General features: G+C 73.4%; 18 protein-coding genes and 1 pseudogene. 14 read left to right on the top strand and 5 right to left on the bottom strand.

Going from position 1 to position 23,989, the window contains the following annotated elements; translation table 11 throughout:
• The first annotated feature begins 60 nt into the window (after window positions 1-60).
• The 6 genes and pseudogenes from ABEA77_RS00095 (at window position 61) to ABEA77_RS00070 (ending at window position 8,748) form a co-directional block, all read left to right on the top strand.
• Window positions 61-1,259: pseudogene (locus ABEA77_RS00095) on the top strand (ROK family transcriptional regulator).
• Between the two features lie 134 nt (window positions 1,260-1,393).
• Window positions 1,394-2,503: a substrate-binding domain-containing protein gene (locus ABEA77_RS00090; RefSeq protein ID WP_345639638.1), complete on the top strand. Its 1,110-nt coding sequence runs from the start codon at window positions 1,394-1,396 to the stop codon at window positions 2,501-2,503.
• Between the two features lie 218 nt (window positions 2,504-2,721).
• Window positions 2,722-3,510, top strand: a complete 789-nt coding sequence (locus ABEA77_RS00085) for an ATP-binding cassette domain-containing protein (protein WP_345639636.1) — start codon at window positions 2,722-2,724, stop codon at window positions 3,508-3,510.
• Window positions 3,507-4,796, top strand: a complete 1,290-nt coding sequence (locus ABEA77_RS00080) for a sugar ABC transporter permease (RefSeq protein ID WP_345639634.1) — start codon at window positions 3,507-3,509, stop codon at window positions 4,794-4,796. Before ABEA77_RS00085 ends, ABEA77_RS00080 begins: the two co-directional genes overlap by 4 nt.
• Window positions 4,797-5,057: 261 nt before the next feature.
• On the top strand, window positions 5,058-6,974 hold the full coding sequence (dxs, locus tag ABEA77_RS00075; protein ID WP_345639633.1) for a 1-deoxy-D-xylulose-5-phosphate synthase: 1,917 nt from the start codon (window positions 5,058-5,060) through the stop codon (window positions 6,972-6,974).
• 244 nt (window positions 6,975-7,218) lie between these two features.
• The gene (locus tag ABEA77_RS00070) at window positions 7,219-8,748 is read left to right on the top strand and encodes an amino acid permease (RefSeq protein ID WP_345639631.1); all 1,530 of its coding nucleotides are present in this window, start codon (window positions 7,219-7,221) and stop codon (window positions 8,746-8,748) included.
• Between the two features lie 30 nt (window positions 8,749-8,778).
• Here the strand turns inward: ABEA77_RS00070 and ABEA77_RS00065 are convergent, their stop codons facing one another.
• Together ABEA77_RS00065 and ABEA77_RS00060 are read right to left on the bottom strand one after the other, a co-directional pair.
• Window positions 8,779-9,570: an RluA family pseudouridine synthase gene (locus ABEA77_RS00065; protein WP_345639629.1), complete on the bottom strand. Its 792-nt coding sequence runs from the start codon at window positions 9,568-9,570 to the stop codon at window positions 8,779-8,781.
• Between the two features lie 2 nt (window positions 9,571-9,572).
• Window positions 9,573-9,953: a PIN domain-containing protein gene (locus ABEA77_RS00060; RefSeq protein ID WP_425588173.1), complete on the bottom strand. Its 381-nt coding sequence runs from the start codon at window positions 9,951-9,953 to the stop codon at window positions 9,573-9,575.
• A gap of 121 nt (window positions 9,954-10,074) precedes the next feature.
• On the opposite strand from ABEA77_RS00060, the gene ABEA77_RS00055 reads away from it, so the two are divergent.
• The 3 genes from ABEA77_RS00055 (at window position 10,075) to ABEA77_RS00045 (ending at window position 14,600) form a co-directional block, all read left to right on the top strand.
• The gene (locus ABEA77_RS00055) at window positions 10,075-11,256 is read left to right on the top strand and encodes a PLL family lectin (protein WP_345639627.1); all 1,182 of its coding nucleotides are present in this window, start codon (window positions 10,075-10,077) and stop codon (window positions 11,254-11,256) included.
• Between the two features lie 149 nt (window positions 11,257-11,405).
• Window positions 11,406-12,752 carry an MbnB/TglH/ChrH family RiPP precursor modification enzyme gene (locus ABEA77_RS00050; RefSeq protein ID WP_345639625.1) on the top strand — a complete coding sequence of 449 codons (1,347 nt, stop codon included), beginning with the start codon at window positions 11,406-11,408 and terminating at the stop codon, window positions 12,750-12,752.
• Between the two features lie 165 nt (window positions 12,753-12,917).
• Entirely contained in the window at window positions 12,918-14,600 is a 1,683-nt protein-coding gene (locus ABEA77_RS00045; protein ID WP_345639623.1) for an alpha/beta hydrolase, read from the top strand.
• A 48-nt stretch (window positions 14,601-14,648) separates the two neighbouring features.
• Here the strand turns inward: ABEA77_RS00045 and hemQ are convergent, their stop codons facing one another.
• A complete protein-coding gene (hemQ, locus tag ABEA77_RS00040) occupies window positions 14,649-15,371 on the bottom strand; it encodes a hydrogen peroxide-dependent heme synthase (RefSeq protein ID WP_345639622.1) in 723 nt (240 codons plus the stop codon).
• Between the two features lie 81 nt (window positions 15,372-15,452).
• Entirely contained in the window at window positions 15,453-16,916 is a 1,464-nt protein-coding gene (hemG, locus tag ABEA77_RS00035) for a protoporphyrinogen oxidase (protein WP_345639620.1), read from the bottom strand.
• Window positions 16,917-17,028: 112 nt separating this feature from the next.
• On the opposite strand from hemG, the gene ABEA77_RS00030 reads away from it, so the two are divergent.
• Both ABEA77_RS00030 and ABEA77_RS00025 read left to right on the top strand, forming a co-directional pair.
• A complete protein-coding gene (locus tag ABEA77_RS00030; protein WP_345640175.1) occupies window positions 17,029-18,390 on the top strand; it encodes an FAD-dependent oxidoreductase in 1,362 nt (453 codons plus the stop codon).
• Window positions 18,391-18,645: 255 nt separating this feature from the next.
• Window positions 18,646-19,617 (top strand): chitinase, encoded by a 972-nt coding sequence (locus tag ABEA77_RS00025; RefSeq protein ID WP_345639619.1) that lies wholly within the window; start codon window positions 18,646-18,648, stop codon window positions 19,615-19,617.
• 108 nt (window positions 19,618-19,725) lie between these two features.
• Here ABEA77_RS00025 and hemE read toward each other — a convergent pair whose 3' ends face one another.
• The gene (hemE, locus tag ABEA77_RS00020) at window positions 19,726-20,799 is read right to left on the bottom strand and encodes a uroporphyrinogen decarboxylase (protein ID WP_345639617.1); all 1,074 of its coding nucleotides are present in this window, start codon (window positions 20,797-20,799) and stop codon (window positions 19,726-19,728) included.
• A gap of 91 nt (window positions 20,800-20,890) precedes the next feature.
• Here hemE and ABEA77_RS00015 point away from each other — a divergent pair, with 91 nt between their 5' ends.
• The 3 genes from ABEA77_RS00015 (at window position 20,891) to ABEA77_RS00005 (ending at window position 23,881) form a co-directional block, all read left to right on the top strand.
• Complete coding sequence (locus ABEA77_RS00015; RefSeq protein WP_345639615.1) at window positions 20,891-21,583, top strand: DUF3000 domain-containing protein; 693 nt, start codon at window positions 20,891-20,893, stop codon at window positions 21,581-21,583.
• 242 nt (window positions 21,584-21,825) lie between these two features.
• Complete coding sequence (locus ABEA77_RS00010) at window positions 21,826-22,494, top strand: LuxR C-terminal-related transcriptional regulator (protein ID WP_345639613.1); 669 nt, start codon at window positions 21,826-21,828, stop codon at window positions 22,492-22,494.
• A gap of 91 nt (window positions 22,495-22,585) precedes the next feature.
• On the top strand, window positions 22,586-23,881 hold the full coding sequence (locus ABEA77_RS00005; RefSeq protein WP_345639611.1) for an HRDC domain-containing protein: 1,296 nt from the start codon (window positions 22,586-22,588) through the stop codon (window positions 23,879-23,881).
• Window positions 23,882-23,989 lie beyond the last annotated feature (108 nt).

The following is a 23,989-nucleotide window of genomic DNA, read 5'->3' as shown; positions in this document are numbered from 1 at the left end:
GACGCGGCCCCGCGAAAGGCGGCCGTCGCGTCGCCCGCCAGGGGCAGGAGTGGATGAGCCGTGGAGACTCCGGGGTCGCAGTCGTCGCTGCACCGGGCCAACCTCGAACGGGTCGTGCGCGCGGTGCGCATGGCCGGCTCGCTGACGCAGGCCGAGATCGCCAGGAGCACCGGCCTGTCCGCCGCCACGGTCTCCAACATCGTCCGGGAGCTCAAGGACGGCGGCACGGTCCAGGTCACCCCCACCTCGGCGGGCGGCCGCAGGGCGCGCAGCGTCTCGCTCAGCGCCGACGCGGGCATCGTGCTCGGCGTCGACTTCGGCCACACCCACCTGCGCGTGGCGGTCGGCAACCTCGCCCACCAGGTGCTCGCGGAGGAGTCGGAGCCGCTCGACGTCGACGCCTCGTACGTGGACGGCTTCGGCCGCGCGGAGACCTGGTCGAGCGGCTGATCACGACCACCGGCATCGACCGCACGAAGATCGTCGGCGCCGGGCTCGGCGTCCCGGGTCCGATCGACGTCGAGTCGGGCACGCTCGGCTCCACCGCCATACTCCCCGGCTGGAGCGGCATCAACCCGAGCGAGGAGCTCGCCGCGCGCCTCGGCGTCCCGGTGTACGTGGACAACGATGCCAACCTCGGCGCCCTGGGCGAGATGGTGTGGGGCAGCGGGCGGGGCGTGCGGGACCTCGCGTACATCAAGGTCGCCAGCGGTGTCGGCGCGGGCCTCGTCATCGACGGCACCATCTACCGGGGCCCCGGCGGTACCGCGGGCGAGATCGGGCACATCACCCTGGACGAGGCGGGCCCCGTGTGCCGCTGCGGCAACCGCGGATGCCTGGAGACCTTCACCGCGGCCCGCTACGTGCTGCCGCTCCTCCAGCCGAGCCACGGGACGGAGCTGACCATGGAGCGGGTGGTCCAGCTGGCCCGCGACGGCGACCCCGGCTGCCGCCGGGTCGTCGCCGACGTCGGCCGGCACGTCGGCAGCGGCGTCGCCAACCTGTGCAACCTCCTGAACCCCTCCAGGGTGGTGCTCGGCGGCGATCTGGCGGAGGCTGGGGAACTGGTGCTCGCGCCCATCAGGGAGTCCGTGTCGCGCTACGCCATTCCCAGCGCGGCCCGCCGCCTTTCCGTGCTCCCCGGCGCCCTGGGCGGGCGGGCCGAGGTGCTCGGCGCGCTGGCCCTCGTACTGAGTGAGATGGGCGATTCGACCCTGCTGGAAAGCGCCCTTCCGGCCTCCACTCCTGCCTTCACTTAGATAACGAATGGCACCGTTGTCATCTCGTTAAGGATTTACTCCTTGACGCCGCCCGTTTGGCCGAGTTGACTTCCTGCCACCTCGGCCGCAGCGACGCGGCCTCGTCAGGGAGGTTTTTCGAAGTGAACGCTCAGATGCGTCGTGCTGCGATGGCCGCGTCGGCCACCGCGATGGCCGTCCTTCTCGCCGCCTGCGGCAGCGCCAAGCAGTCCGGCGGCAGCGGCGGGGACTCGGGCAAGAAGAAGTCCTCCTCGGACGCCATCACGGTCGGCCTGCTGCTCCCGGAGAACAAGACCGCGCGCTACGAGGCGCTCGACCGCCCGCTGATCACCAAGCGCATAGCCGACCTCACCGACGGCAAGGGCAAGGTCGTCTACGAGAACGCCCAGCAGGACGCGACGACCCAGACACAGCAGATGTCCACGCTGATCACCCGCAAGGTCGACGTGATCATCCTCGACTCGGTGGACTCGAAGTCGATCGCCTCCTCGGTCCAGAAGGCCAAGGACGCCGGCATCCCGGTCGTGGCCTACGACCGCCTCGCGGACGGCCCCGTCGACGCGTACACCTCCTTCGACAACACCGAGGTCGGCCGCGTACAGGCCAACGCGCTGGTCAAGCAGCTGGGCTCGAAGGCCAAGAGCGGCAAGATCGTGATGATGAACGGTGCCATCACGGACCCGAACGCGAAGCTGTTCAAGAACGGCGCGCTGCCGATCCTCCAGAAGGCCACGAGCATCGGCAAGCAGTACGACACCCAGGACTGGGACCCGAACAACGCCAACGCCAACATGGCCGCGGCCATCCAGGCCCTGGGCAAGAACAACATCGTCGGCGTCTACTCCGCCAACGACGACATGGCCGGCGCCATCATCCAGGCCATGAAGTCCGCGGGCATCGACCCGGAGAAGGTCCCGGTCACGGGCCAGGACTCCACGCTCACCGGTGTGCAGCGCATCCTCGCGGGCACGCAGTTCATGAGCGTCTACAAGTCCTACCCGCAGGAGGCGGCCATCGCCGGCCAGCTGGCCGTCGCGCTCGCCCAGGGCAAGTCCGTGGACTCCATCGCCCCGGACTCCAGCAACAGCGACACCACGAAGAACGTGCCCACCAAGATCGTCCCGGTGGTCGCCCTGACCAAGTCCAACATCAAGGACACGGTCCTGAAGGACAAGATCTACAAGCTGTCGGACATCTGCACCCCGACGTACGCCGCCGCCTGCAAGGCCAACGGCCTCCAGTGAGCCGGCCGTGAGGGCGCGGGGACCCCGTCCCCGCGCTTCTCCGCACAGCCTGTCCGGCGCCCCGCTCGACCACCGCCCCGCAAGCAGCAGCGACGGGGCGCCGGACGGAACTCCCCACCCCCTGCCGCCGCGTACCGGCGGTGGGCTCGCGCATGCTCTGCTCGACCTCCGCGCCACACCCCCGGCGCGGCATCCCCGCCGGTCAGGCGGCGAAGGAGATGGTTCACGTGACCGCTACGCCCGTGCTGGCGTTGCGAGGGGTCTACAAGCGGTTCGGTGCCGTACAGGCGCTCACCGACGTCGACCTTGAGATCCATGCCGGCGAGGTGGTCGCCCTGGTGGGCGACAACGGCGCCGGAAAGTCCACGCTGGTCAAGACGATCGCCGGCGTGCACCCCATTGACGAGGGTGTCATCGAGTGGCAGGGCGAGAAGGTCGCCGTCGACCGGCCGCAGGACGCCCAGCACCTGGGCATCGCGACCGTCTACCAGGACCTCGCGCTCGCCGACAACATCGACGTCGTGGGCAACCTCTTCCTCGGCCGGGAGATCCGCCGCTGGGGCGTGCTCAACGAGGTCGAGATGGAGCGCCGCTCGCGCGAGCTCCTCGACTCGCTCTCCATCCGCATCCCGAGCGTGCGCATCCCGATCGCCTCGCTCTCCGGCGGTCAGCGCCAGGTCGTGGCGATCGCCCGCTCGATGCTCGGTGAGCCGAAGCTCGTGATCCTCGACGAGCCCACCGCCGCCCTCGGCGTGGAGCAGACCGCCCAGGTGCTCGACCTCGTCGAGCGGCTGCGCGCCCGCGGCCTCGCGGTCCTGCTCATCAGCCACAACATGGCCGACGTCAAGGCGGTCGCCGACCGGGTCGCGGTCCTGCGCCTCGGCGGCAACAACGGCGTCTTCGACGTCAGGACCACGTCGCAGGAAGAAATCATCGCCGCCATCACCGGCGCCACGGACAACGCCGTGACCCGGCGCGCGTCCCGTACCGCGGAGGTTCAGAAGTGAGCATCGACAAGACCTCCGCGCCGCGGCACGAGGCCGTCGACGCGCCGGAGGCCGCCCAGGGCGCCGTCACGGCCGTCGACCCCCGGCTGCTCGTGCAGGAGCAGGGCATCAGCGGGTACGTCACCGAGTTCAAGCGCAAGATCAAGGCCGGTGAGCTGGGTTCCATACCCGTCATCATCGGTCTGATCCTGATCGCGGCGATCTTCACCAGCCTCAACTCCAGCTTCCTCGGGGCCGGGAACATCACCGACATCCTCGTGCAGATGAGCGGTACCGGGCTGATCGCCACCGGCATCGTCTTCGTGCTGCTGCTCGGCGAGATCGACCTGTCCGTCGGCTCCGTCAGCGGTCTGGCGAGCGCCATCTTCGCGGTGCTCGGCGTCACGCACGGGATGAACAACGTCCTGGCCCTGGTCATCGCGCTGGCCTCCGGCGCGGTCGCCGGCGCCATCCACGGCTTCTTCTTCGCCCGTATCGGCGTCCCCGCGTTCGCCGTGACCCTGGCGGGCCTGCTGTTCTGGAGCGGCCTGATGCTCCAGGTGCTCGGCCCGGCCGGCACCATCAACATCCCGAACGACAACATCGTCTACAAGCTGGAGAACTACTTCTTCAGCGACGTGGCGGCGGCCTACATCCTGGCCATCGTGGCCGTGGCCGTCTACTTCTGGGCGTCGTTCTCGCAGAACCGCAGCAGGCAGAAGGCCGGCATCCCCTCCCGCCCGCTGAGCGACACCATCCTGCGCACGGTCCTCGTCGCCATCGCCGCCTTCGGCGTCGCGGTCATCTTCAACCAGTACAAGGGCCTGCCGCTGGCGGTCGTGATCTTCATCGGCCTGCTGGTGATCACCGACTTCGTGCTCCGCAGGACCACGTACGGCCGGAAGATCTTCGCGCTCGGCGGCAGTGTCGAGGCGTCGCGCCGCGCCGGTATCAACGTGACCCTGATCCGGATCTCGGTCTTCACGATCTCCGGCGGCTTCGCGGCGCTCGGCGGCCTGTTCCTGGCCTCCCAGATCGCCGCCGCCAACCAGGGCGCGGGCGCGGGCAACCTGCTGATGAACTCGATCGCCGCGGCGGTCATCGGCGGCACCAGCCTCTTCGGCGGCCGCGGCCGGACGTGGAACGCCCTGCTGGGTGTCCTCGTGATCATCTCCATCCAGGTCGGCCTGGGCATCCAGGGCGTCGCGGCGCCCATCGTGTCCATGGTCACCGGCGCCGTCCTGCTGGCCACCGTGGTCATCGACGCGATCACCAGGAAGACGCAGAGGAGCGCGGGTCGCGCCTGACCGCGGTCCCGCAGCCCGTGCCCGGCGCCCCGCAGGCGCCGGGCACGGGCATGTCCGGGGCACGTGCCCCCGCCGGGGTCCGACGGGGCACGCGCGTTCGAATGGTGATGCACAAGAGCACCCGTGCCCGCAAGGGATTCCCGCCCTCTACAACCGATGGTGTGACACACAAACGCGCCGCCCGGCCGACGCCGCCTCCGGCGGAACATTAGAATCAGCGGATCGGCAGAGCTCGACCGGTTCAATCGCAAGGAGGCACGGGTGCCGTTGCTGACCCACATCAAGGGACCGCGGGATCTGGACCGCCTCGACCCCGAGCAGCTCAGGCAGCTCGCGGACGAGATCAGGACGTTCCTCGTCGACGCGGTCTCCAAGACCGGCGGCCACCTCGGGCCCAATCTGGGTGTCGTGGAACTCACCATCGCGCTCCACCGGGTGTACGACTCGCCGAACGACAGGATCCTGTTCGACACCGGCCACCAGTCCTATGTGCACAAGCTCCTCACCGGCCGTCAGGACTTCACCAAGCTCAAGGGCAGGGGCGGCCTCTCCGGCTACCCCTCGCGCGCCGAGTCCGAGCACGACGTGATCGAGAACTCGCACGCCTCCACGGTCCTCGGCTGGGCCGACGGACTCGCCAAGGCCAACCGCGTCCTGAAGAAGGACGACAGCGTGGTCGCCGTCATCGGCGACGGCGCGCTCACCGGCGGCATGGCCTGGGAGGCGCTGAACAACATCGCCGCGGCCAAGGACCGTCCCCTCGTCATCGTCGTCAACGACAACGAGTGGTCGTACGCGCGCACCACCGGCGGCCTCGCCAACCACCTCGCGACCCTGCGCATCTCGGACGGCTACGAGCGCTTCCTCGCCCGCGGCAAGGACCTCCTGGAGCGCACCCCGGTCGTCGGCAGGCCGCTCTACGAGACCCTGCACGGCGCCAAGAAGGGCCTCAAGGACTTCGTCGCCCCGCAGGGCATGTTCGAGGACCTCGGGCTCAAGTACATGGGCCCCATCGACGGCCACGACGTCGAAGCGGTCGAATCGGCGCTGATGCGGGCGAAACGCTTCGGCGGGCCCGTCATCGTCCACTGCATCACCGAGAAGGGCCGCGGCTACACCCCGGCGGAACAGGACCCGACCGACCGCTTCCACGGAATCGGCCCGATCCACCCGGACACCGGCCTGCCGATCTCGGCGGGCGGCGCCGACTGGACCTCGGTGTTCGGCGAGGAGATGCTCAAGCTCGGCCAGGAGCGCGACGACATCGTCGCCATCACCGCCTCGATGCTGCACCCGGTCGGCCTGACCAAGTTCGCCGAGGCGTTCCCCGACCGCGTCTACGACGTCGGTATCGCCGAGCAGCACGGCGCGGTCTCCGCGGCGGGCCTCGCCACCGCGGGGCTGCACCCGGTCTTCGCCGTCTACGCGACCTTCCTCAACCGCGCCTTCGACCAGGTCCTGATGGACGTCGCGCTGCACCGCTGCGGCGTCACCTTCGCGCTCGACCGGGCCGGCATCACCGGCACCGACGGCCCCTCGCACAACGGCATGTGGGACATGTCGATGCTCCAGGTCGTGCCGGGCCTCAGGATCGCCGCGCCGCGCGACGCCGACCAGGTGCGCGCCCAACTGCGCGAGGCCGTGCAGGTCGAGGACGCGCCGACCGTGGTGCGGTACTCCAAGGGTGCGGTGGGGCCCGCTGTCGCGGCGGTCGGCCGGATCGGCGGCATGGACGTGCTGCACCGCCCCGCCGAGGGCACCGGCACGCCCGACGTGCTCCTCGTCTCGGTGGGTGCCCTCGCGCCGATGTGCCTTGAGGTCGCCGCGCTCCTGGACAAGCAGGGCATCTCGACCACGGTGGTCGACCCGCGCTGGGTCAAGCCCGTCGACGAGGAGATGGTGCCCCTCGCCGAGCGCCACCGCGTCGTGGTGACCGTCGAGGACAACATCCGCACCGGCGGCGTCGGCGCCTCGGTCGCGCAGGCGCTCAGGGACGCGGGTGTCGACATGCCGCTGCGGGACTTCGGCATCCCCGAGCGGTTCCTCCAGCACGCCTCCCGTAAGGAGATCATGGCCGAGATCGGCCTGACGGCACCGGACATCGCCCGCCAGGTGACCGGCCTGGTCGCGCGCCTCGACGGCAGGCTGATCGAGACGGGCGAGATCGCCCGCGACTGACCGCGCCCACCCCCGGCCGCCGTGCGGACAGGCACTCGCTGTCCGCACGGCGGCCGGGGTCTTTTCCGCGTCCCCGCGTCCCCGCGTCCCCGCGTCCCCGCGTCCCCGCCGTGGCAGGGCCCGCCCCGCTCGCCGTACGGGTGGTCCGTCCGGTCCGAACGTGTGAATTCCTGCCTTTTCCGCGGGATGCGAGTCCCCGGCTCTCGATCATTACCGGGTTGGACGCGCACACGGAAGGACGTACGTGAGTACTCAAGGTGGAACGAATGAGACGCGCAGCGCTCTCTTCCGCACCAAAACGGTCGAGCAGTCCATCAGGGACACCGAGGAGCCCGGCCAGCGGCTCAGGAAGTCCCTCTCCGCGCTCGACCTCACCGTCTTCGGTGTCGGCGTCATCATCGGAACGGGCATCTTCGTCCTGACGGGCCAGGTCGCCAAGGAGAACGCGGGCCCCGCGACGGCGCTCGCCTTCGTCGTCTCCGGCATCGTCTGCGCGCTCGCGGCACTGTGCTACGCGGAGTTCGCGTCGACGGTGCCCGTCGCGGGATCCGCCTACACCTTCTCGTACGCCTCACTCGGCGAGCTGCCCGCCTGGATCATCGGCTGGGACCTCATCCTCGAACTCGCCCTCGGCGCCGCCGTGGTGGCCGTCGGCTGGTCCGGCTACATCCAGTCCTTCCTGAGCAACGCGGGCTGGAACATGCCGGCCGTGCTCACCGGCACGCACGACGGGCGCTTCGGCTTCGACGTGCTCGCCTGCGCCCTGATCCTCGTGCTGACCGGCATCCTCGTGGTGGGCATCAAGCTCTCCTCGATGGTCACCAACGTCATCGTCGCCGTGAAGATCGTGGTGGTCCTCCTCGTCATCGTCGTCGGCGCCTTCCTGATCACCGGCTCCAACTACCACCCCTTCGTCCCGCCGACCCAGCACCCCTCGGGCCTCAAGGGCTTCGATGCGCCGCTGATCCAGCTGATGGCCGGCTTCACACCCGGGAACTTCGGCGTCTTCGGCATCTTCAGCGCAGCGGCGATCGTCTTCTTCGCCTTCATCGGCTTCGACATCGTCGCCACGGCGGCCGAGGAGACCCTGCGGCCCCAGCGCGACGTCCCGCGCGGCATCCTCGCCTCGCTGTTCATCTGCACCCTGCTGTACGTCGCCGTCTCCGTCGTGGTCACCGGGATGCAGAAATACACCCGCCTCTCCGTGGACGCGCCCCTGTCCGACGCCTTCAAGGCCACCGGGCACCCGTTCTGGTCCGGCGTCATCAGCTTCGGGGCCGCGGTCGGGCTGACCTCGGTCTGCATGATCCTGCTGCTCGGCCAGAGCCGGGTGTTCTTCGCGATGAGCCGCGACGGGCTGCTGCCGAAGGCGTTCTCACAGATCCACCCCCGCTTCGGCACGCCGTACCGGACCACCATCCTGCTCGGTGTCGTGGTCGCGGTCGTCGCCGGCCTCACCTCCATCTCCGAGCTGGCCAACCTCGTCAACATCGGCACCCTCGCGGCCTTCGTGGTGGTCGCCGTCGGCGTCATCATCCTGCGCCGCACCCGCCCCGACCTGCCCAGGGCTTTCCGCACCCCGCTCGTGCCGTGGGTGCCGGTCGCCTCGGTCGCCGCCTCGCTGTGGCTGATGCTCAACCTGACCGCGGAGACCTGGCTGCGGTTCGCGATCTGGATGGCCGCGGGCTTCGTCATCTACTTCCTGTACGGCATCAGGCACAGCCGCGCGGGCCGCGGCCTGCCGCCCGCGCCCGAGGCCCCGCCGCGCCCCTGAGGAAACGCCGGCGAAAGCCCCCGGGGCAGGTCAGGGCACCCGCACCTCCGCGAGCAGCGCCCGCGCCTTCTGGGCGGACAGCCCGTCCCCGAGCGGCGCGAAGAACGCGTCCGAGGGCGCCGCCTCCAGGGCGAGGCGCTCACCGCCCCGCCAGTCCGCGTCGAAGCCGAGCCGCCACGAGTGCAGGAAGGTCCGCGACCCTGCCTGCGCGGCGGCCCGGTCGAACAGCGGGTCGCCGAGCACCGGATGGCCGGTCCACGCCAGGTGCACCCGGATCTGGTGCCGCCGCCCCGTCACCGGCCGCGCCACGAGCAGCGAGTGCCGCGGCCCCTCGTACACCCGCCGGAACAGCGTGGTCGAGGGATACCTGCGGGTGTCGAGGAGATCCTCATCCGCCGCCCACCACCGGCCGTGCGGCCCCTCGCGCTCCGTGCGGATCGCCTCGCGCGGCGCCGCGATCCTGACGCGGTTCTTGCGGCCGACGCTCAGCGGCAGCTCGATCGTGCCCTCGTCGGGCAGCCCGACCGTCTCCGTCACCACCAGATAGGCCTTGTCGACCGTCCGCTTGTTGAACTGCCGGGTCAGACCGCCGTGCCGGGACAGGTCCTTCGCGAACAGGATGACGCCCGACGTGGCCTTGTCGATCCTGTGCACGGGAAAGAGCCGCTCACCGGCCTCCCCGGCCAGCTCCACGACGTCCGTGTCGTGCCGCTCGCCCATCACGGAGATCCCGGACGGCTTGTCCAGGGCGAGGATCGCCTCGTCCTCGGCCAGGAGCGAGGACGTCCGCAGGTCGCGCCAGTTCCAGTCGGTCGTGCCCATGTTCAGTAGCGTACGCCGCGCGGCCCCACCCGCCCGGCGCCGTGCGCCGCCACCCTGCGCAGCAACTCCCGGTCCGCCGTGGCCACCAGGCAGGGCCGCCCCTCGGCCGCGGCGGCCGCGGCGAGCTCCACGATCAGGTCGTCGCCGCTGCCGGGCGCCGACGCGACCCGCACCCCCGGCACCGGCTCCACACCGCGCGCCGCGCCCTCCACCACGAGCAGCCGCTCCACGGGACCCGGATGGCCCGGCACACCGCGCCCCTCGGCGGCGGCCGACGCCAGGGCGTCGCGCAGCCGCTCCGCCGCGCCCCTGCGGTCCCGCCACCAGCCGTCGGGAACGGAACCCACCACGTTCGCGCCGTCGACGATCAACAAGGTCAGCACCCCGGCAGCCTGACACACCGCCGTGCCGCGCCCCCGGTTAGGATCGGCTGACTCACAACCACCGCCCCGCCCCGACCGGGCAGGGGAGGCGGTATCCACGGGAAGGTGGTGGCGGCGGGCCATGGCGCTGCGGTCGGCACGTACGTCGAAGAGAGCGGACGGCGGGAGCCGGGCACCGGCCGGACAGCAGCCGCACACCAGGGGCCGCGGCGCCCCCGCCGGCCCCGGCGACCTCCCCGAGCCCGTCTCGGGTGCCTGGCTGCTGCGCGGCAAGACCGGCAGGCTCACCGCGTACGCGCACACCGGCGACAGCCTCCTGTGGTGGACCGAGACGGCCGTCGGCGGCCCGCGGTGGACGGGCCCCGGGCGGCTCGGGCTCCCCAGCCGGGGCACCGTGCTGAGCATGGCGGCGACCCAGACGACCGAGGGGTACGTGCACCTGGTGGCGCTGCGCCGCCGCCCCGCCCCCGAGGGCGGCACGGCGCCCATCGACTTCGTGCACGCCGTCCAGTACCAGACGGGGCGCGCGCTGCGCGACTGGCAGAGCATCGGCAGCCCCTACCGCGACCACGCCAAGGCGGCCCGCATGGGCGCGCCGTCCGCGCTCACCGACGCCAAGGGCAGCCTGCACGTATACGTGCGCAACGCCGAGGGCCGCGTCTCCTACCGGCAGCAGAGCCCCAAGGGCCGCTTCGAGAACTGGGAGAGCGCCCGCGTCGAGGGTGTCCCCGTGACCGGGCAGGTCCACACCGCGCTGCGCGACGACGGGGTCATCGAGGTCTACGGCCCCGCCGCGGGCCGGGTCCTGCACTGGCGGCGCCCCACCCACGACGCCGCGTTCGCCCGCGTCGAGGACGAGGAGCCCGGGGCCGCGCTCCAGCCAGGATCGCTCTCCTCCGAGCGCACCGGTCCCGGCCGCCTCACCTGCTACTGGCGCGACGGCGCCACCACCCGGGTCCGCGCCTGGCGCCCCGGTGCTGACCCCGCCGACCTCGGCGGCCCCGGCAGCGGCCCGCTGTCCGTGCTGCGCACCCCGGTCGACGGCGTGGACTGCGTGATCCTCGCCGGGCAGGGCAAGGACGGCAGGCCCGCGCTGGCCGCGTACCCCACGGAGGACGAGGCCGCGGGCCTCACCTGGGTCCCCTCGGGCGAGCCCTGCCGCGGCACCCCCGCGCTCGCCCTGGACGGCGAGGGCCGGGTGGCGCTCGCCGCGATCGGCGCGGACGGCAGCCTCCGCGTCACCCGGCAGAAGCCCGAGCAGGGGCTCGCCCTTGAGGCGTGGGCGACCGTCGGCACGCTCTGAGCCCGCCGCCCGGGTCACGGGCCCGTCCCGAACATACGGGTGGTGTCCCCAGGGCGCCCCCGCGGGTTTGGGCGCGGCGTCCGCGGTGATGCCCTACCCGAGAACGCACGCGAACGGGCGGACGCAGCGCGCCCGGACGGGGGGAGACCATGACCACGGACACACCGCGCACGCCCGGCCGGGCCCCCGCGCCCGGCGCCACGCGCCCCCACCACCTCGGCACCGGCATCGGCTGGCGCCCCGAGATCGCCGGCACCGTGGAGGCGCTCCCCGGCCTCGACTGGGTCGAGGTCGTGGCGGAGAACCTCTGCGGCCACCGGGACCACCTGCCCGCATCCCTGCGCCGCCTGCTCGACCGGGGCGTCACCGCCGTGCCGCACGGCGTCGGCCTCGGCCTCGGCGGCGCGGAGCGCCCCGACCCGGGCCGCCTCGCCCTGCTGGCCGAGCGCGCGGAGCTGCTCGGCGCGCCGCTCGTCACCGAGCACATCGCCTTCGTGCGGGCCGGCGGCGGTCCCACCGCGTCCGCGCCGCTCGAAGCCGGCCACCTGCTGCCGGTGCCCCGCACCCGGGACGCCCTGCACGTGCTGTGCGAGAACGTGCGCGTGGCGCAGGACAGCCTGCCCGTCCCGCTCGCCGTGGAGAACATCGCCGCCCTGGTCAACTGGCCGGGGGAGGAGATGACGGAGGGCCGGTTCCTCGCGGAACTCGTCGAGCGCACCGGCGTCCGGCTGCTCATCGACGTCGCCAACCTCCACACCAACCACGTCAACCGAGGCGAGGACCCCGCACGGGCGCTCGACGAACTGCCCGTCGAGGCCATCGCGTACGTGCACGTCGCGGGCGGGGTCGAGCGGGACGGCGTCTGGCACGACACCCACGCGCACCCGGTGACCCGGCCCGTGCTCGACGTGCTCGCCGAGCTGTGCTCGCGTGTCGCGCCGCCCGGCGTGCTGCTCGAACGCGACGACGACTTCCCGCCGGGCGGCGAACTCGCCCGGGAGGTCGAGGAGATCAGGGCCGTCGTCGGTGCGACAGGCAAGGGCGGCCCTGCCCTGCCGCTGCCCGCGGCCGTGGCACCCGCCCAGGACGAGGCCCGCGAGCGGGTCGCGCACGCGCAGACCGCGCTGCTGGCCGCCCTGGTGGCAGACGCCCCGGTGCCCGGGGGGTTCGACGCGCGACGCGTCGGCGTGCAGCGCCGAGCCCTCGCCGACAAGCGCGCGGCCACCGTCGCCCGCACCGCCCCCGAGCTGCCGGAGATACTCGGCGCCGCGTACCGTCCGCTGTTCCTCGCCTACGCGGCCGGCCGGCCGATGCGCGCCGGATACCGCAGGGACGCCCGCGACTTCGCCGCGCACCCGCTCGCCGCGCACGAGCCCGCGCGGCCCGCGGCGCGGCGCGCGCTGCACCTGTGGTGGCAGGAGCGGGCGGGCGCGCGCCCGCCGCGCCGCGCGACCCGCGACGTGCGGGCGGCCCGCGCGGCGCTCACCATCCGCTGAGCCGGGCCCGACGAGCACACTCCGCGCTCCTCCGCACGCCGGGAGCGGCCCCCCGGGTGGCCCGGCCGCGCATCGGGGTCACGCGCCACGACACCGGGGCGCCGCCCTTGGGAATGCCAGGCGCCGCTGTTCATGATCGCCTCCCCACTGCCCGAAGGGAACGCGATGAGAGCAGTTGTGAAGTACGGGACGCTGACCGCGCTCGGCTCCCTGGTCCTGTCCGCCGCCGTGGTCGCGCCCGCAGGCAGCGCGGACGCCGCGCGCGGGCCCGCCGGGTCGCCGCGTCCGCCGTACGAGCAGGCAGGCCTCGAAACCAGTGCGGACGCCGCCGCCCCGCTCGCCGCGCCGGAGACCCGCGGGGTCGTCATGGCGGCCCACCGCGCGGCCAGGGCGGGCATCGCCTTCGGCGCCTGCCCGAAGGAGGAGATGCTGCCGAAGCCCGTCACCTGCGGCACCGTGCGGGTGCCGCTCGACTACGCGCACCCCGAGGGCCGCACGATCGCCCTGACCGTCAGCCGGGTGCCCGCCACCGGCGTCGCGGCGAAGCGGCAGGGCGCGCTCGTCTACAACCCGGGCGGCCCCGGTGGCTCCGGCATGTCCTTCCCGATGGCGGGCGAGCTGCCGGAGTGGAAGAAGATCGCCGCGGCGTACGACCTGGTCGGCTACGCGCCGCGCGGAGTGGGACGCTCGGCGCCGCTGTCGTGCGAGAGCCCGGAGGAGTTCGCCAAGGCGCCGACCGACGCGCCCGAGCACCCCTCCCCGGCGTACAAGCGCGAGCGGATCGCCGAGGCGAAGGCGTACGCGGCGGGCTGCGCGAAGAACGCGGGCGACGCGCTGCCGTACTACACCTCGCTCAACAACGCCCGCGACCTCGACGTGCTGCGCGCCGCGCTCGGCCAGCGGAAGCTGACCTTCGTGGGCGCCTCGTACGGCACCTACTTCGGCGCGCTCTACGCGACGCTGTTCCCCTCGCACGTGCGGCGGATGGTCTTCGACTCGGCCGTCGACCCCGACCCCTCGCAGGTCTGGTACGGGAACAACATGGAGCAGTCGGCCGCCTTCGAGCGCCGCTGGGCGGACTTCCGCGCCTGGGTCGCGCAGCACGACGACGCCTACCGCCTCGGCAGCACCCCGGCCGCCGTGCAGCGCAGCTACGAGAAGGTCAGGGCGGACGTCGCGCGGCACCCCGCGGGCGGCAAGGTCGGCCCCGGGCAACTCCAGGCGGCGATGCTGTCCGCCGGCTACTACGACGACTACTGGGCGATGCGGGCCGCCGCCCTCTCCGCGTACCTCAAGGGCGACCCGAAGCCGCTGGCCGACCAGGCCGGCCCGCCCACGCTGCCGCTCGCGGCCCGCGACGCGGAGAACGAGAACGCCGTCTACACGGCCGTCGAGTGCAACGATGCGCCCTGGCCCACCCGTTGGCGCGACTGGGACCGCGACAACACCGAACTCGCACGCACCGCGCCCTTCGAGACCTGGGACAACGCCTTCATGAACCTGCCGTGCGCGTACTGGCCCGCGCCCCGGCAGCAGCCCCTCGACGTGCGGACCGCGCCGGGACAGCTGCCGCACACCCTGATCCTGGCCGCCGAGCGGGACGCGGCCACCCCGTACGCGGGCGCGCTCGACCTGCGGCGGCGGCTGGCGGGCGCCGCGCTGGTGACCGAGCGCGGCGCGGGCACGCACGGCATCGCGGGCGGCCCCAACGCCTGCGTCAACGGATACGTCGACGACTACCTGCTCACCGGCAGGACCCCGGAACACGGCGCGGCCGAGTGCGCCCCGCACGCCGCCCCGAACCCGGTGACGCTGCCCGGCGACCGGGCGCTGCCGCGGGTGCGCTGAGCCACCGTCCGCCCGCCGCGGGACACCCCGCGGCAGGCGGCCCCGGCGCTATGCCAGGCCGGCGACCAGGTCGGCGACCGACTTGCGGCGGCCCGTGAAGAACGGCACTTCGAGGCGCACGTGGCGGCGCGTCTCGGAGCCGCGCAGGTGGCGCATGAGGTCCACGATCCGGTGCAGTTCGTCCGCCTCGAACGCGAGGATCCACTCGTAGTCGCCGAGCGAGAACGACGCCACGGTGTTCGCCCGCACGTCCGGGTACTCGCGCGCCATCATGCCGTGCTCGGCGAGCAGCCTGCGGCGCTCGGAGTCCTCCAGCAGGTACCACTCGTACGACCGCACGAAGGGGTACACGCTGACGTAGTCGCGCGGCGTCTCGTCCGCGAGGAACGCCGGGATGTGCGACTTGTTGAACTCGGCGGGGCGGTGCAGCGCCATGTTCGACCAGACCGGTTCGAGGGCACGGCCGAGGCGCGTGCGGCGGAAGCGGTTGTAGGCGTCCTGGAGCTCGTCCGAGGTCTCCGCGTGCCACCAGATCATCACGTCGGCGTCGGCCCGCAGGCCCGAGACGTCGTAGGAGCCGCGCACCGTGACGTCCTTCGCGGCCAGCTGGTCGAAGAGGTCCTGGACCTCGTCCGCGTAGCCCGTACGGTCCTCGGGCAGGGCGTCCCGCAGCTGGAAGACGGACCACAGCGTGTAGCGGACGACGTCGTTGAGGTCCCGTGCCTTCTTGCCCGCGTTGGGGGCCTTCTCCGGAGAGGGTGAAGCAGTCATGCCGCCATTCTCGCGCGCCCCTCCCCCCGCCCCCGAGCAGGGGTGGTCCGCACCGGCGGGGCGCCCGCGCCGCGCGTCTGCTCAGGCGTCCTGCGGCCCGGCGGCCCCCGTGACACCGTCCGCCGCGCGCGCCGCGCTCGCGATCACCGCAGGCACGCCGACACCGTCGTACGCGGCCCCGCACACCGCGAGCCCCGGCAGCGCGGCGACCGCGTCCCTGATCCGCGCGACCCGCGCCCCGTGGCCCACCGGGTACTGCGGCAGGCCGCCCACCCAGCGGGTGACCCGGCTGGCCACCGGGCCCGCCGCGAGGCCGACCGCGTCGCCGAGGTCCCGCAGCGACGCGTCCACCAGCTCGCCGTCCTCGCGCTGGAGGTGCTCCTCCTCGCCGTAGCGGCCCACCGAGGTGCGCAGCACGAACAGGTCGGGCGCGGCCCTGTCGACCCACCCCCACTTGCGGGTCGAGAACGTCGACGCCTTGATCGTCCTGCCGTCCACGGGCGGCACGAGGAAACCGCTGCTGCCCTCGGGCAGCGAGACCACGTCCGCCCGCCGGAACGCCATCGTGACCAGCGCCATCGACGCGTACTCGATCTCCGCGAGCTCGGCCGACGCCTTCGGCGCGAGCTCGGCGAGGAGCGCGGAGGCCGACCAGGCGGGCGTGGCGAGCACGACGCCGTCGGCGCTGAGCACCTCCTGGTCGGTGCGCACGTGCCAGCCGTCGGCGGCCCGCGAAAGGCCGAGGACCGGCGTGCGGGTGCGGATGCCGCCGCCCTGCGCCCTCACGGCGTCCGCGACGGCACCGGGCAGCCGTCCGATGCCGCCCTCGATCCCGGCGAACACCGGCCCGCCCGACGGCAGCGACACGCCCGCAGGCGCGGGCGCCGCGGGCGCCGCCTGGAGCGAGCGCACCGCGTCGAGGAGCGACCCGTGGCGCCGGGCCGCCGCGTACAGCTGCGGCACCGCCGCGCGCATCGAGATGCGGTACGCGTCGCCCGCGTACACCCCGCCGAGCAGCGGCTCCACCAGCCGGTCCACGACCTCCCGGCCGAGCCGCTGCGCCACGTAGGCGCCGACCGCGACGTCCTCGCCGACGTCGCCCGGCGGCAGCGAGCGCTCCTCGGCGATCCTGGCGAGGCCCTCGGGCGAGAGCAGGTCCGCGAGGACCGCGGGGTCGCCCGGCACGCCCATCACGTGCCCCTTCGGCATGGGGCGCAGCGCGCCGCGGGTCCACACCGAGGACGTCGTCGCGTTCGGCGAGGTGAGCAGGCCGCCGAGGCCGACCGCGCGGGCCAGTTCGACGCCCTCGGGGCGGCGGGCCAGCATCGACTCGGCGCCCAGGTCGACGCCGACGCCCGCGATCTCGCCCCCGTGCAGCTTGCCGCCGAGCCGGTCGCTGCCTTCGAGGACGGTGACGGAGGCGCCCGAGGCCAGCAGCCGGTGGGCGGCGGCGAGCCCCGCGATGCCGCCTCCGACGACCACGACACGCCCGGGAGAGGTGCCAGGGAGGTGTCCGCTGTGCCTGTGCTGCGTGCTCGACTCCATGGCGCACACTCTCTCAAACGCGGGCCGCCCGCGGTGCGCCGCGTAGCGTGCTGTCGGCCCGGACCACGGGCGGCACACGGCGGCGAAGGGGAGTGCGGTGGCAGCGGAGCGCATGGTGGTGGTCGGCGGGGACGCGGCGGGCATGGCGGCCGCGTCGCAGGCACGCAGGCTGAAGGGGCCCGACCGGCTGGAGATCGTGGCGTTCGAGCGCACCGGCTTCACCTCGTACTCCGCCTGCGGTATCCCCTACTGGGTCGCCGGCGACGTCTCGGACCGGGACGCGCTGGTGGCGCGCACCCCGCACGAGCACGCGGAGCGCGGCATCGACCTCAGGATGCGCACCGAGGTCACCGAACTCGACGTGGCGGGGCGGCGGGTGCGCGCCCGGGAGCTGGAGACCGGCAGGGAGTACTGGACCGGCTACGACAAGCTCGTCCTCGCGACGGGCGCGAGCCCGCTGCGCCCGCCGCTGCCCGGCATCGACGCGCCGGGCGTGCACGGCGTGCAGACCCTCGACGACGGCCAGGCGCTCCTCGACACGCTGGCGCGGACGAAGGGCCGGCACGCCGTCGTCGTCGGCGCGGGGTACATCGGCGTCGAGATGGCGGAGGCGCTGGTGCGCCACGGCTACGAGGTCACCGTCGTGCACCGCGACGAGCAGCCGATGTCGACCCTCGACCCGGACATGGGGCGGCTGGTGCACGAGGCGATGACCGGCATGGGCATCACGGTGGTCGGCGGCCAGGCCGTGACGGAGATCAGGACGGGCGAGGGAGGCCGGGCCTGCGCCGTGGTGACGCGCGACGCCGCGTACCCGGCGGACGTGGTGGTGCTCGGCATCGGCGTCCGCCCCCGCACCGGGCTCGCGCGCGCCGCGGGCCTGCCGCTCGGCGACTCCGGCGGGCTGCTGACCGACCTGTCGATGCGGGTGCGCGGCTACGAGGAGATCTGGGCGGGCGGCGACTGCGTCGAGGTCCTCGACCTGGTCTCGGGCCGCACCCGGCACATCGCGCTCGGCACGCACGCCAACAAGCACGGCCAGGTCATCGGGGCCAACGCGGGCGGCGACTACGCGACGTTCCCCGGCGTGGTGGGCACCGCGGTCAGCAAGGTGTGCGACCTGGAGATCGCGCGCACGGGCCTGCGGGAGAAGGACGCGCACGCGGTGGGGCTGCGGTTCGAGACGGTGACCGCGCAGTCCACCAGCCGGGCCGGCTACTACCCGGGCGCCGAGCCGATGACGGTGAAGATGACCGCGGAGCGGCGCACCGGCCGGCTGCTCGGTGTGCAGATCGTGGGCCGCGAGGGCGCAGGGAAGCGGGTGGACGTGGCAGCGGTCGCGCTGACGGCGGGCATGACGGTGGAGCAGATGAACGCCCTGGACCTCGGCTACGCGCCCCCGTTCTCGCCGGTGTGGGACCCCGTCCTGGTGGCGGCGCGCAAGGCGGCGAAGCAGATCCGCACGGCCGACTGAGCGCGGCGGCACGACCGGACGGCGCGGGGAGCAGCCCCAACAGGGCCGCCCGCGCGGTGTGTTGACGCACGGTCGGCGATCGGCGCCGGCGCTCTGGCGCGGTCCGGCCGCCCCGGCCCCGGGGAACGGACGGCGCCCGCCCCCTTGACGGCCACTTTGGTCTAGTCCAACTATGGTCTGCGCGTCGCCGGTTGGCCCCACCCTCCGGCCGGCGCGTTCCTTCGGCCTCCCCACAGCCAGTGAAAGGGCATCACCATGCGCAGACTCCGCCGTGCCGCCACCGCCCTCGCCGCCACCGCCCTCGCCGCCTCCGCCGCCGTCGCCGCGGGCGGCGCCGCCTCCGCCGCGCCCGCCGCGGGCTCGCCCACCTTCGCCCCGTACACCGACATGTCGAACGGTCAGGAGGGGCTCCTCGACACCGCGATCACGCAGCACGGGGTGAAGACCTTCACCGCCGCCTTCGTCATCGGCGCGGGCTGCGACGCGATCTGGGGCGACACGCTGCCCGTCGGCGGCGACTCCTTCACCGACCCGCTGATCAAGAAGGCGCAGGACGAGGGTGCCTCCGTCATCGTCTCCAACGGCGGTGCCGCCGGCTACCCGCTGGGCTGGACCTGTACCGACGAGAACGCCATCAAGGCCGGGTACCAGAAGATCATCGACTCCTACGGCGTGAACTCCCTCGACTTCGACATCGAGGGCGGGGCCGTCGCCGACCAGACCTCCGCCACCCGCAACTGGACCGTGATGAAGGAGCTGAAGGCCGCCAACCCGGGCCTGACCGTCTCCGCCACCCTGCCCGTCCTGCCCAGCGGCCTCACCCAGGACGGCGTCAACATCCTCAAGTCCGCCAAGAGCGCGGGCCTCAAGCTCGACGTCGTCAACGCCATGACGATGGACTACTACCAGGGCGACCAGGACATGGGACAGGCCGCCATCAAGGCGGGACAGGCGACCCTGGCGCAGATGCAGTCCGTCGACTCCAGCTACAGCTATGCCAACCTCGGCATCACGCCCATGATCGGCACCAACGACGACGGCTCCACCTTCACCCTCGCCGACGCCGCCACCGTCAAGAACTGGGCCGCGAGCAACGGCGTGGGACGGCTGTCCCTGTGGTCCGTCAACCGCGACCAGGCGTGCGCGGGCGGCAGCGGCGGCGGCGCCTCCTCCACGTGCAGCGGCGTCAGCCAGAACCAGCTCGCCTTCACCGACGCCCTCAAGTGAACGGGCCGCTGCGCCTCCCCTGAACCCCGCGCACCCCCACCCACCCCCGCGTTCCGCACCCGCGGCCGGACGGCCTCCGTCCGGCCGCGGGCACGCGCGGGTCCCGGCTCAGCGCTCCGTGCGCGCGTGGACGAACTCGACAAGCCGGGTCAGCGCGTCGGGGTCCGTCGTCGGCAGCACGCCGTGGCCCAGGTTGAACACGTGCCCCTCAAGGCCTGCCGCAGCGTCGAGCACCGACTGTGCCTTCGCCTCGACCGCGGCGGACGGCGCGAAAAGCACCGTGGGGTCGAGGTTCCCCTGGAGCGCCCGGCCCGGACCGACCCGCCGGGCCGCCTCGTCCAGCGGTACCCGCCAGTCGACGCCCACCACGTCGGCGCCCGCCTCGCCCATCGGGCCGAGGAGTTCGCCCGTGCCCACCCCGAAGTGGATGCGCGGCACGCCGTACGGCGCCACCTCGGCGAACACCTTCGCCGACGCAGGCATCACATGGCGCCGGTAGTCCTCGGGCGACAGCGCTCCCGCCCACGAGTCGAACAGCTGGACCGCGCTCGCGCCCGCCTCGATCTGCACCCGCAGGAACGCGCCGGTGATCGCGGCGAGCCGGCCCACCAGGTCCGACCAGAGCGCCGGGTCGCCGTACATCATCGCCTTGGTGCGCTCGTACGTCCGCGAGGGACCGCCCTCGATCAGGTAGCTGGCGAGCGTGAACGGCGCGCCCGCGAAGCCGATGAGCGGGGTCGCGCCGAGCTCGGCCGTGAGCAGGCCGACCGCCTCGGTGACATACGGGACGTCGTCGGGGGTGAGCGGACGCAGCCTGTCCAGGTCGGCGCGGGTGCGCACCGGCTCGGCGACGACCGGGCCTACGCCGGGCTTGATGTCGAGGTCGAGGCCGATGGCCTTGAGCGGCACGACGATGTCGCTGAAGTAGATGGCCGCGTCCACCTTGTGGCGGCGCACCGGCTGGAGCGTGATCTCCTTGACCAACTCGGGCCGCATGCACGACTCCAGCATCGGCACGCCCTCGCGGACCTTCAGGTACTCGGGCAGCGAGCGCCCCGCCTGACGCATGAACCAGACCGGGGTGTGCGGGGTGTCCTCACGTCTGCACGCCCGCAAAAAGGCCGAATCGGACACGGCGGTCTGCGTGGTCTGCTGGCCCGAGGGGCGGCGCTCTGTGCTCACGCCCAGAATCTTCGCATGTGCGGCCAAGCCGGGGGCCCGGCACGGGTGTCCCTCCCTGCGCGCGGGCCGTGTTCGGCCTAGTCTTCCCCGCATGGCCGCGGCTCAGGGACAGTTCTCCGATCATTCGAACAACGCAGGTGGCACGGACGGTTCGCCCGGCGCGGCGCTACCGCCGCCGTTCCGGCTCGCGGTCGAGGCGCTGCGCGGGGCGCGGCTGCGTCCGGAGATCGAGATCGAGCCGACGCGGCCGCCGCAGCGGCTCGCCCCGCACGCGTACGCGCTGGAGGCGACGGTCGTCGACGGTGAGGACGACCTGGCCGACGGCCGCCTCGTGCTGCTGCACGACCCGGCGGGGCACGAGGCCTGGAACGGCACCTTCCGGCTCGTCACACTGGTCCGCGCGGAGCTGGAGCCCGAGATGGCGGTGGACCCGCTGCTGCCCGAGGTGTCGTGGTCCTGGCTGACGGGCGCCCTGGAGGCGCGCGGCCTGACGTACGGGGAGCCGAGCGGCACCGTCACACGCGCGGGCTCGCACTACTTCGGCGGACTCGCGGAGCGCCGTCCCAGCAGCCAGATCGAGATCAGGGCGTCCTGGACGCCCCGCGAGGGGCACGGCGGCGCCCCGGACTCGGTGGCCCACCTGGCCGCCTGGTGCGACCTGCTCTGCCAGATCGCGGGCCTGCCGCCCGCCCCCGGTTCCGGTGCGGCGTCCGCGGGCGCCGAGGGCGGTTCCGGTGGGGGAGTGGTGTCCCTGCCGCAGCGGCGCGGGCCGCAGGCGCCCTGACGCTCCGCCGACCGCCCGCCTGACGGCCCCGACCGGTGCCCGGGCCCCTCCCACCAGGGGCTCAGATGCCGGACACTCGATCGACTGTCCGAATTGCACCAATTGTTACTCACTAGATCGTGATCTTTCCCTAAAGGCGGATGCGCGAGCTGCCGAAGAGGTCAGTGACCCTGTCACCCACGGTTCGCCCCGGCACACTCCCCCCGGCCGGCCCGTCCCGCACCTTCCCCTCAGGAGGTTTGGTGTCCGTTCTCCTCGAACAGCCCGCAAGCCTGAACGCCTACCGCCCGAACAAGCCGACGGCGATGGTGGTCGTCGCGGACCCGCGCGTCCGCTCCACCGTCACCCGCCACCTGTGGGCCCTCGGGGTGCGCGACGTCATCGAGGCGTCCTCCATCGCGGAAGCCCGCCCCCGCGTCGCAAGCCCGCGCGACATCTGCGTCGCCGACGTCCACCTGCCTGACGGCTCCGGCCTCACGCTGCTCTCCGAGACCCGCGCGGCGGGCTGGCCCAACGGGCTCGCCCTCTCCGCCGCCGACGACATCGGCGCCGTGCGCAACGCCCTCGCGGGCGGGGTCAAGGGCTATGTCGTCACCGGTACCCGCACCAACATCGGCCACCCCTCGCGCCCCGGCGCCGCGCCGATCGGTGCAGGCGGCAGGATGCACCGCCGCCCGCCGGGCGCCCCCGGCGGCCCCGGTCACCCCGGCGGCTACCGCGAGCTCTCAGGCCGCGAGGTCGAGGTCCTCCGGCTGGTCGCGGAGGGCCAGTCGAACAAGGCCATCGGCGTCTCCATGGGTTTGTCGGCGCTGACCGTCAAGAGCCACCTCGCGCGCATCGCCCGCAAGCTCGGCACGGGCGACCGCGCGGGCATGGTCGCAGTCGCCCTGCGCACCGGCATCATCCACTGATCCCGGGAAGCGCAGGTGCCTGCGGGCCCGGCCGCCCGCCGACGGAACGTTCCGTCGGCGGGCGGCTCTGTTTCACGGATACCCTTGACAGGTGACCGACGCCCAAGAGACCGCAGCAGACCCGGACCTGCGCACCACGGGGGACCCGCGGCGAGAACCGTGGGAGTCGCAGCCCCCGGACGGTGTCACCCCGGCGCCGACCCCCTTGCTCGAACCGCGGGAGGGCATCCCGCCCGTCGTGGCCGACGAGGAGGCACTCGCCGAGGTCGTGGCCGCGTTTGCCGCGGGCAGCGGCCCGGTCGCCGTGGACGCGGAGCGCGCCTCCGGCTACCGCTACGGGCAGCGCGCCTACCTGGTCCAGCTGCGGCGCGCGGGCGCGGGCACGGCGCTGATCGACCCGGTCGGCTGCCCCGACCTCACCGCGCTCGACAAGGCGATCGGCGACGCCGAGTGGATCCTGCACGCTGCCACCCAGGACCTGCCGTGCCTGCGGGAGATAGGCATGCGCCCCGCCCGGCTGTTCGACACCGAGCTCGCGGGCCGGCTCGCCGGCTACCCGCGGGTCGGGCTCGGCGCCATGGTCGAGACCGTCCTCGGCTACGCCCTGGAGAAGGGGCACTCCGCCGTCGACTGGTCGACCCGCCCACTGCCCGAGCCGTGGCTGCGCTACGCGGCGCTCGACGTGGAACTCCTCGTCGACCTGAGGGATGCGCTGGAGAAGGAGCTGGACCGGCAGGGCAAGCTCGACTGGGCCCTCCAGGAGTTCCACGCCATCGCCACCGCGCCGCCGGCCCCGCCGCGCAAGGACCCCTGGCGCCGTACCTCCGGCATGCACAAGGTGCGCAGACGTCGCCAGATGGCGGTCGTGCGCGAGCTGTGGACGGCCCGCGACCGGATCGCGCAGCGCCGCGACGTCTCCCCGGGCAAGGTGCTCGGCGACGCCGCGATCGTGGAGGCGGCGCTCGCGCTCCCGCCCAACGTGCACGCCCTCAGCGCGCTGCCCGGTTTCGGGCACCGCACCGGCAAGCGGCAGCTCGAACAGTGGCAGGCGGCCGTGGACCGCGCCCGTGCCCTGTCCGAGCGCGAGCTGCCGCAGCCGGGGCAGGCGCTTCAGGGCCCGCCCCCGCCGCGTTCCTGGGCCGACAAGGACCCGCAGGCGGCGGCGCGGCTCTCGGCCGCGCGGGCCGCGGTGACGGCCCTCGCCGAGGAGCTGCACCTCCCGCAGGAGAACCTGATCACGCCGGACACCGTGCGCCGGCTGTGCTGGGAGCCCCCCGCGCCCGCCACCGCCGAGGCGGTGGCGGAGGCCCTGCGCGGGTACGGCGCGCGGCCCTGGCAGGTGGAGCTGGTGACGCCGCTGCTGGTCGACGCGGTGGCGGCGGGCTGAACCGCCCCGCGCGGCGGCCCGCATCGCGGCCCCGCCGCCGCCGGCCCGCCCTGTGACCGCGCCGCCCGCCGGCGCCGCTGCCCCATCTGCGCCTGGACGCGGCGCAGA

Origin of the sequence: Streptomyces tremellae (genome assembly GCF_039540215.1) — a bacterium.
GTDB classification, from domain to species: Bacteria; Actinomycetota; Actinomycetes; order Streptomycetales; family Streptomycetaceae; genus Streptomyces; species Streptomyces tremellae.
This window is presented reverse-complemented; position numbering and strand designations above follow the sequence as displayed.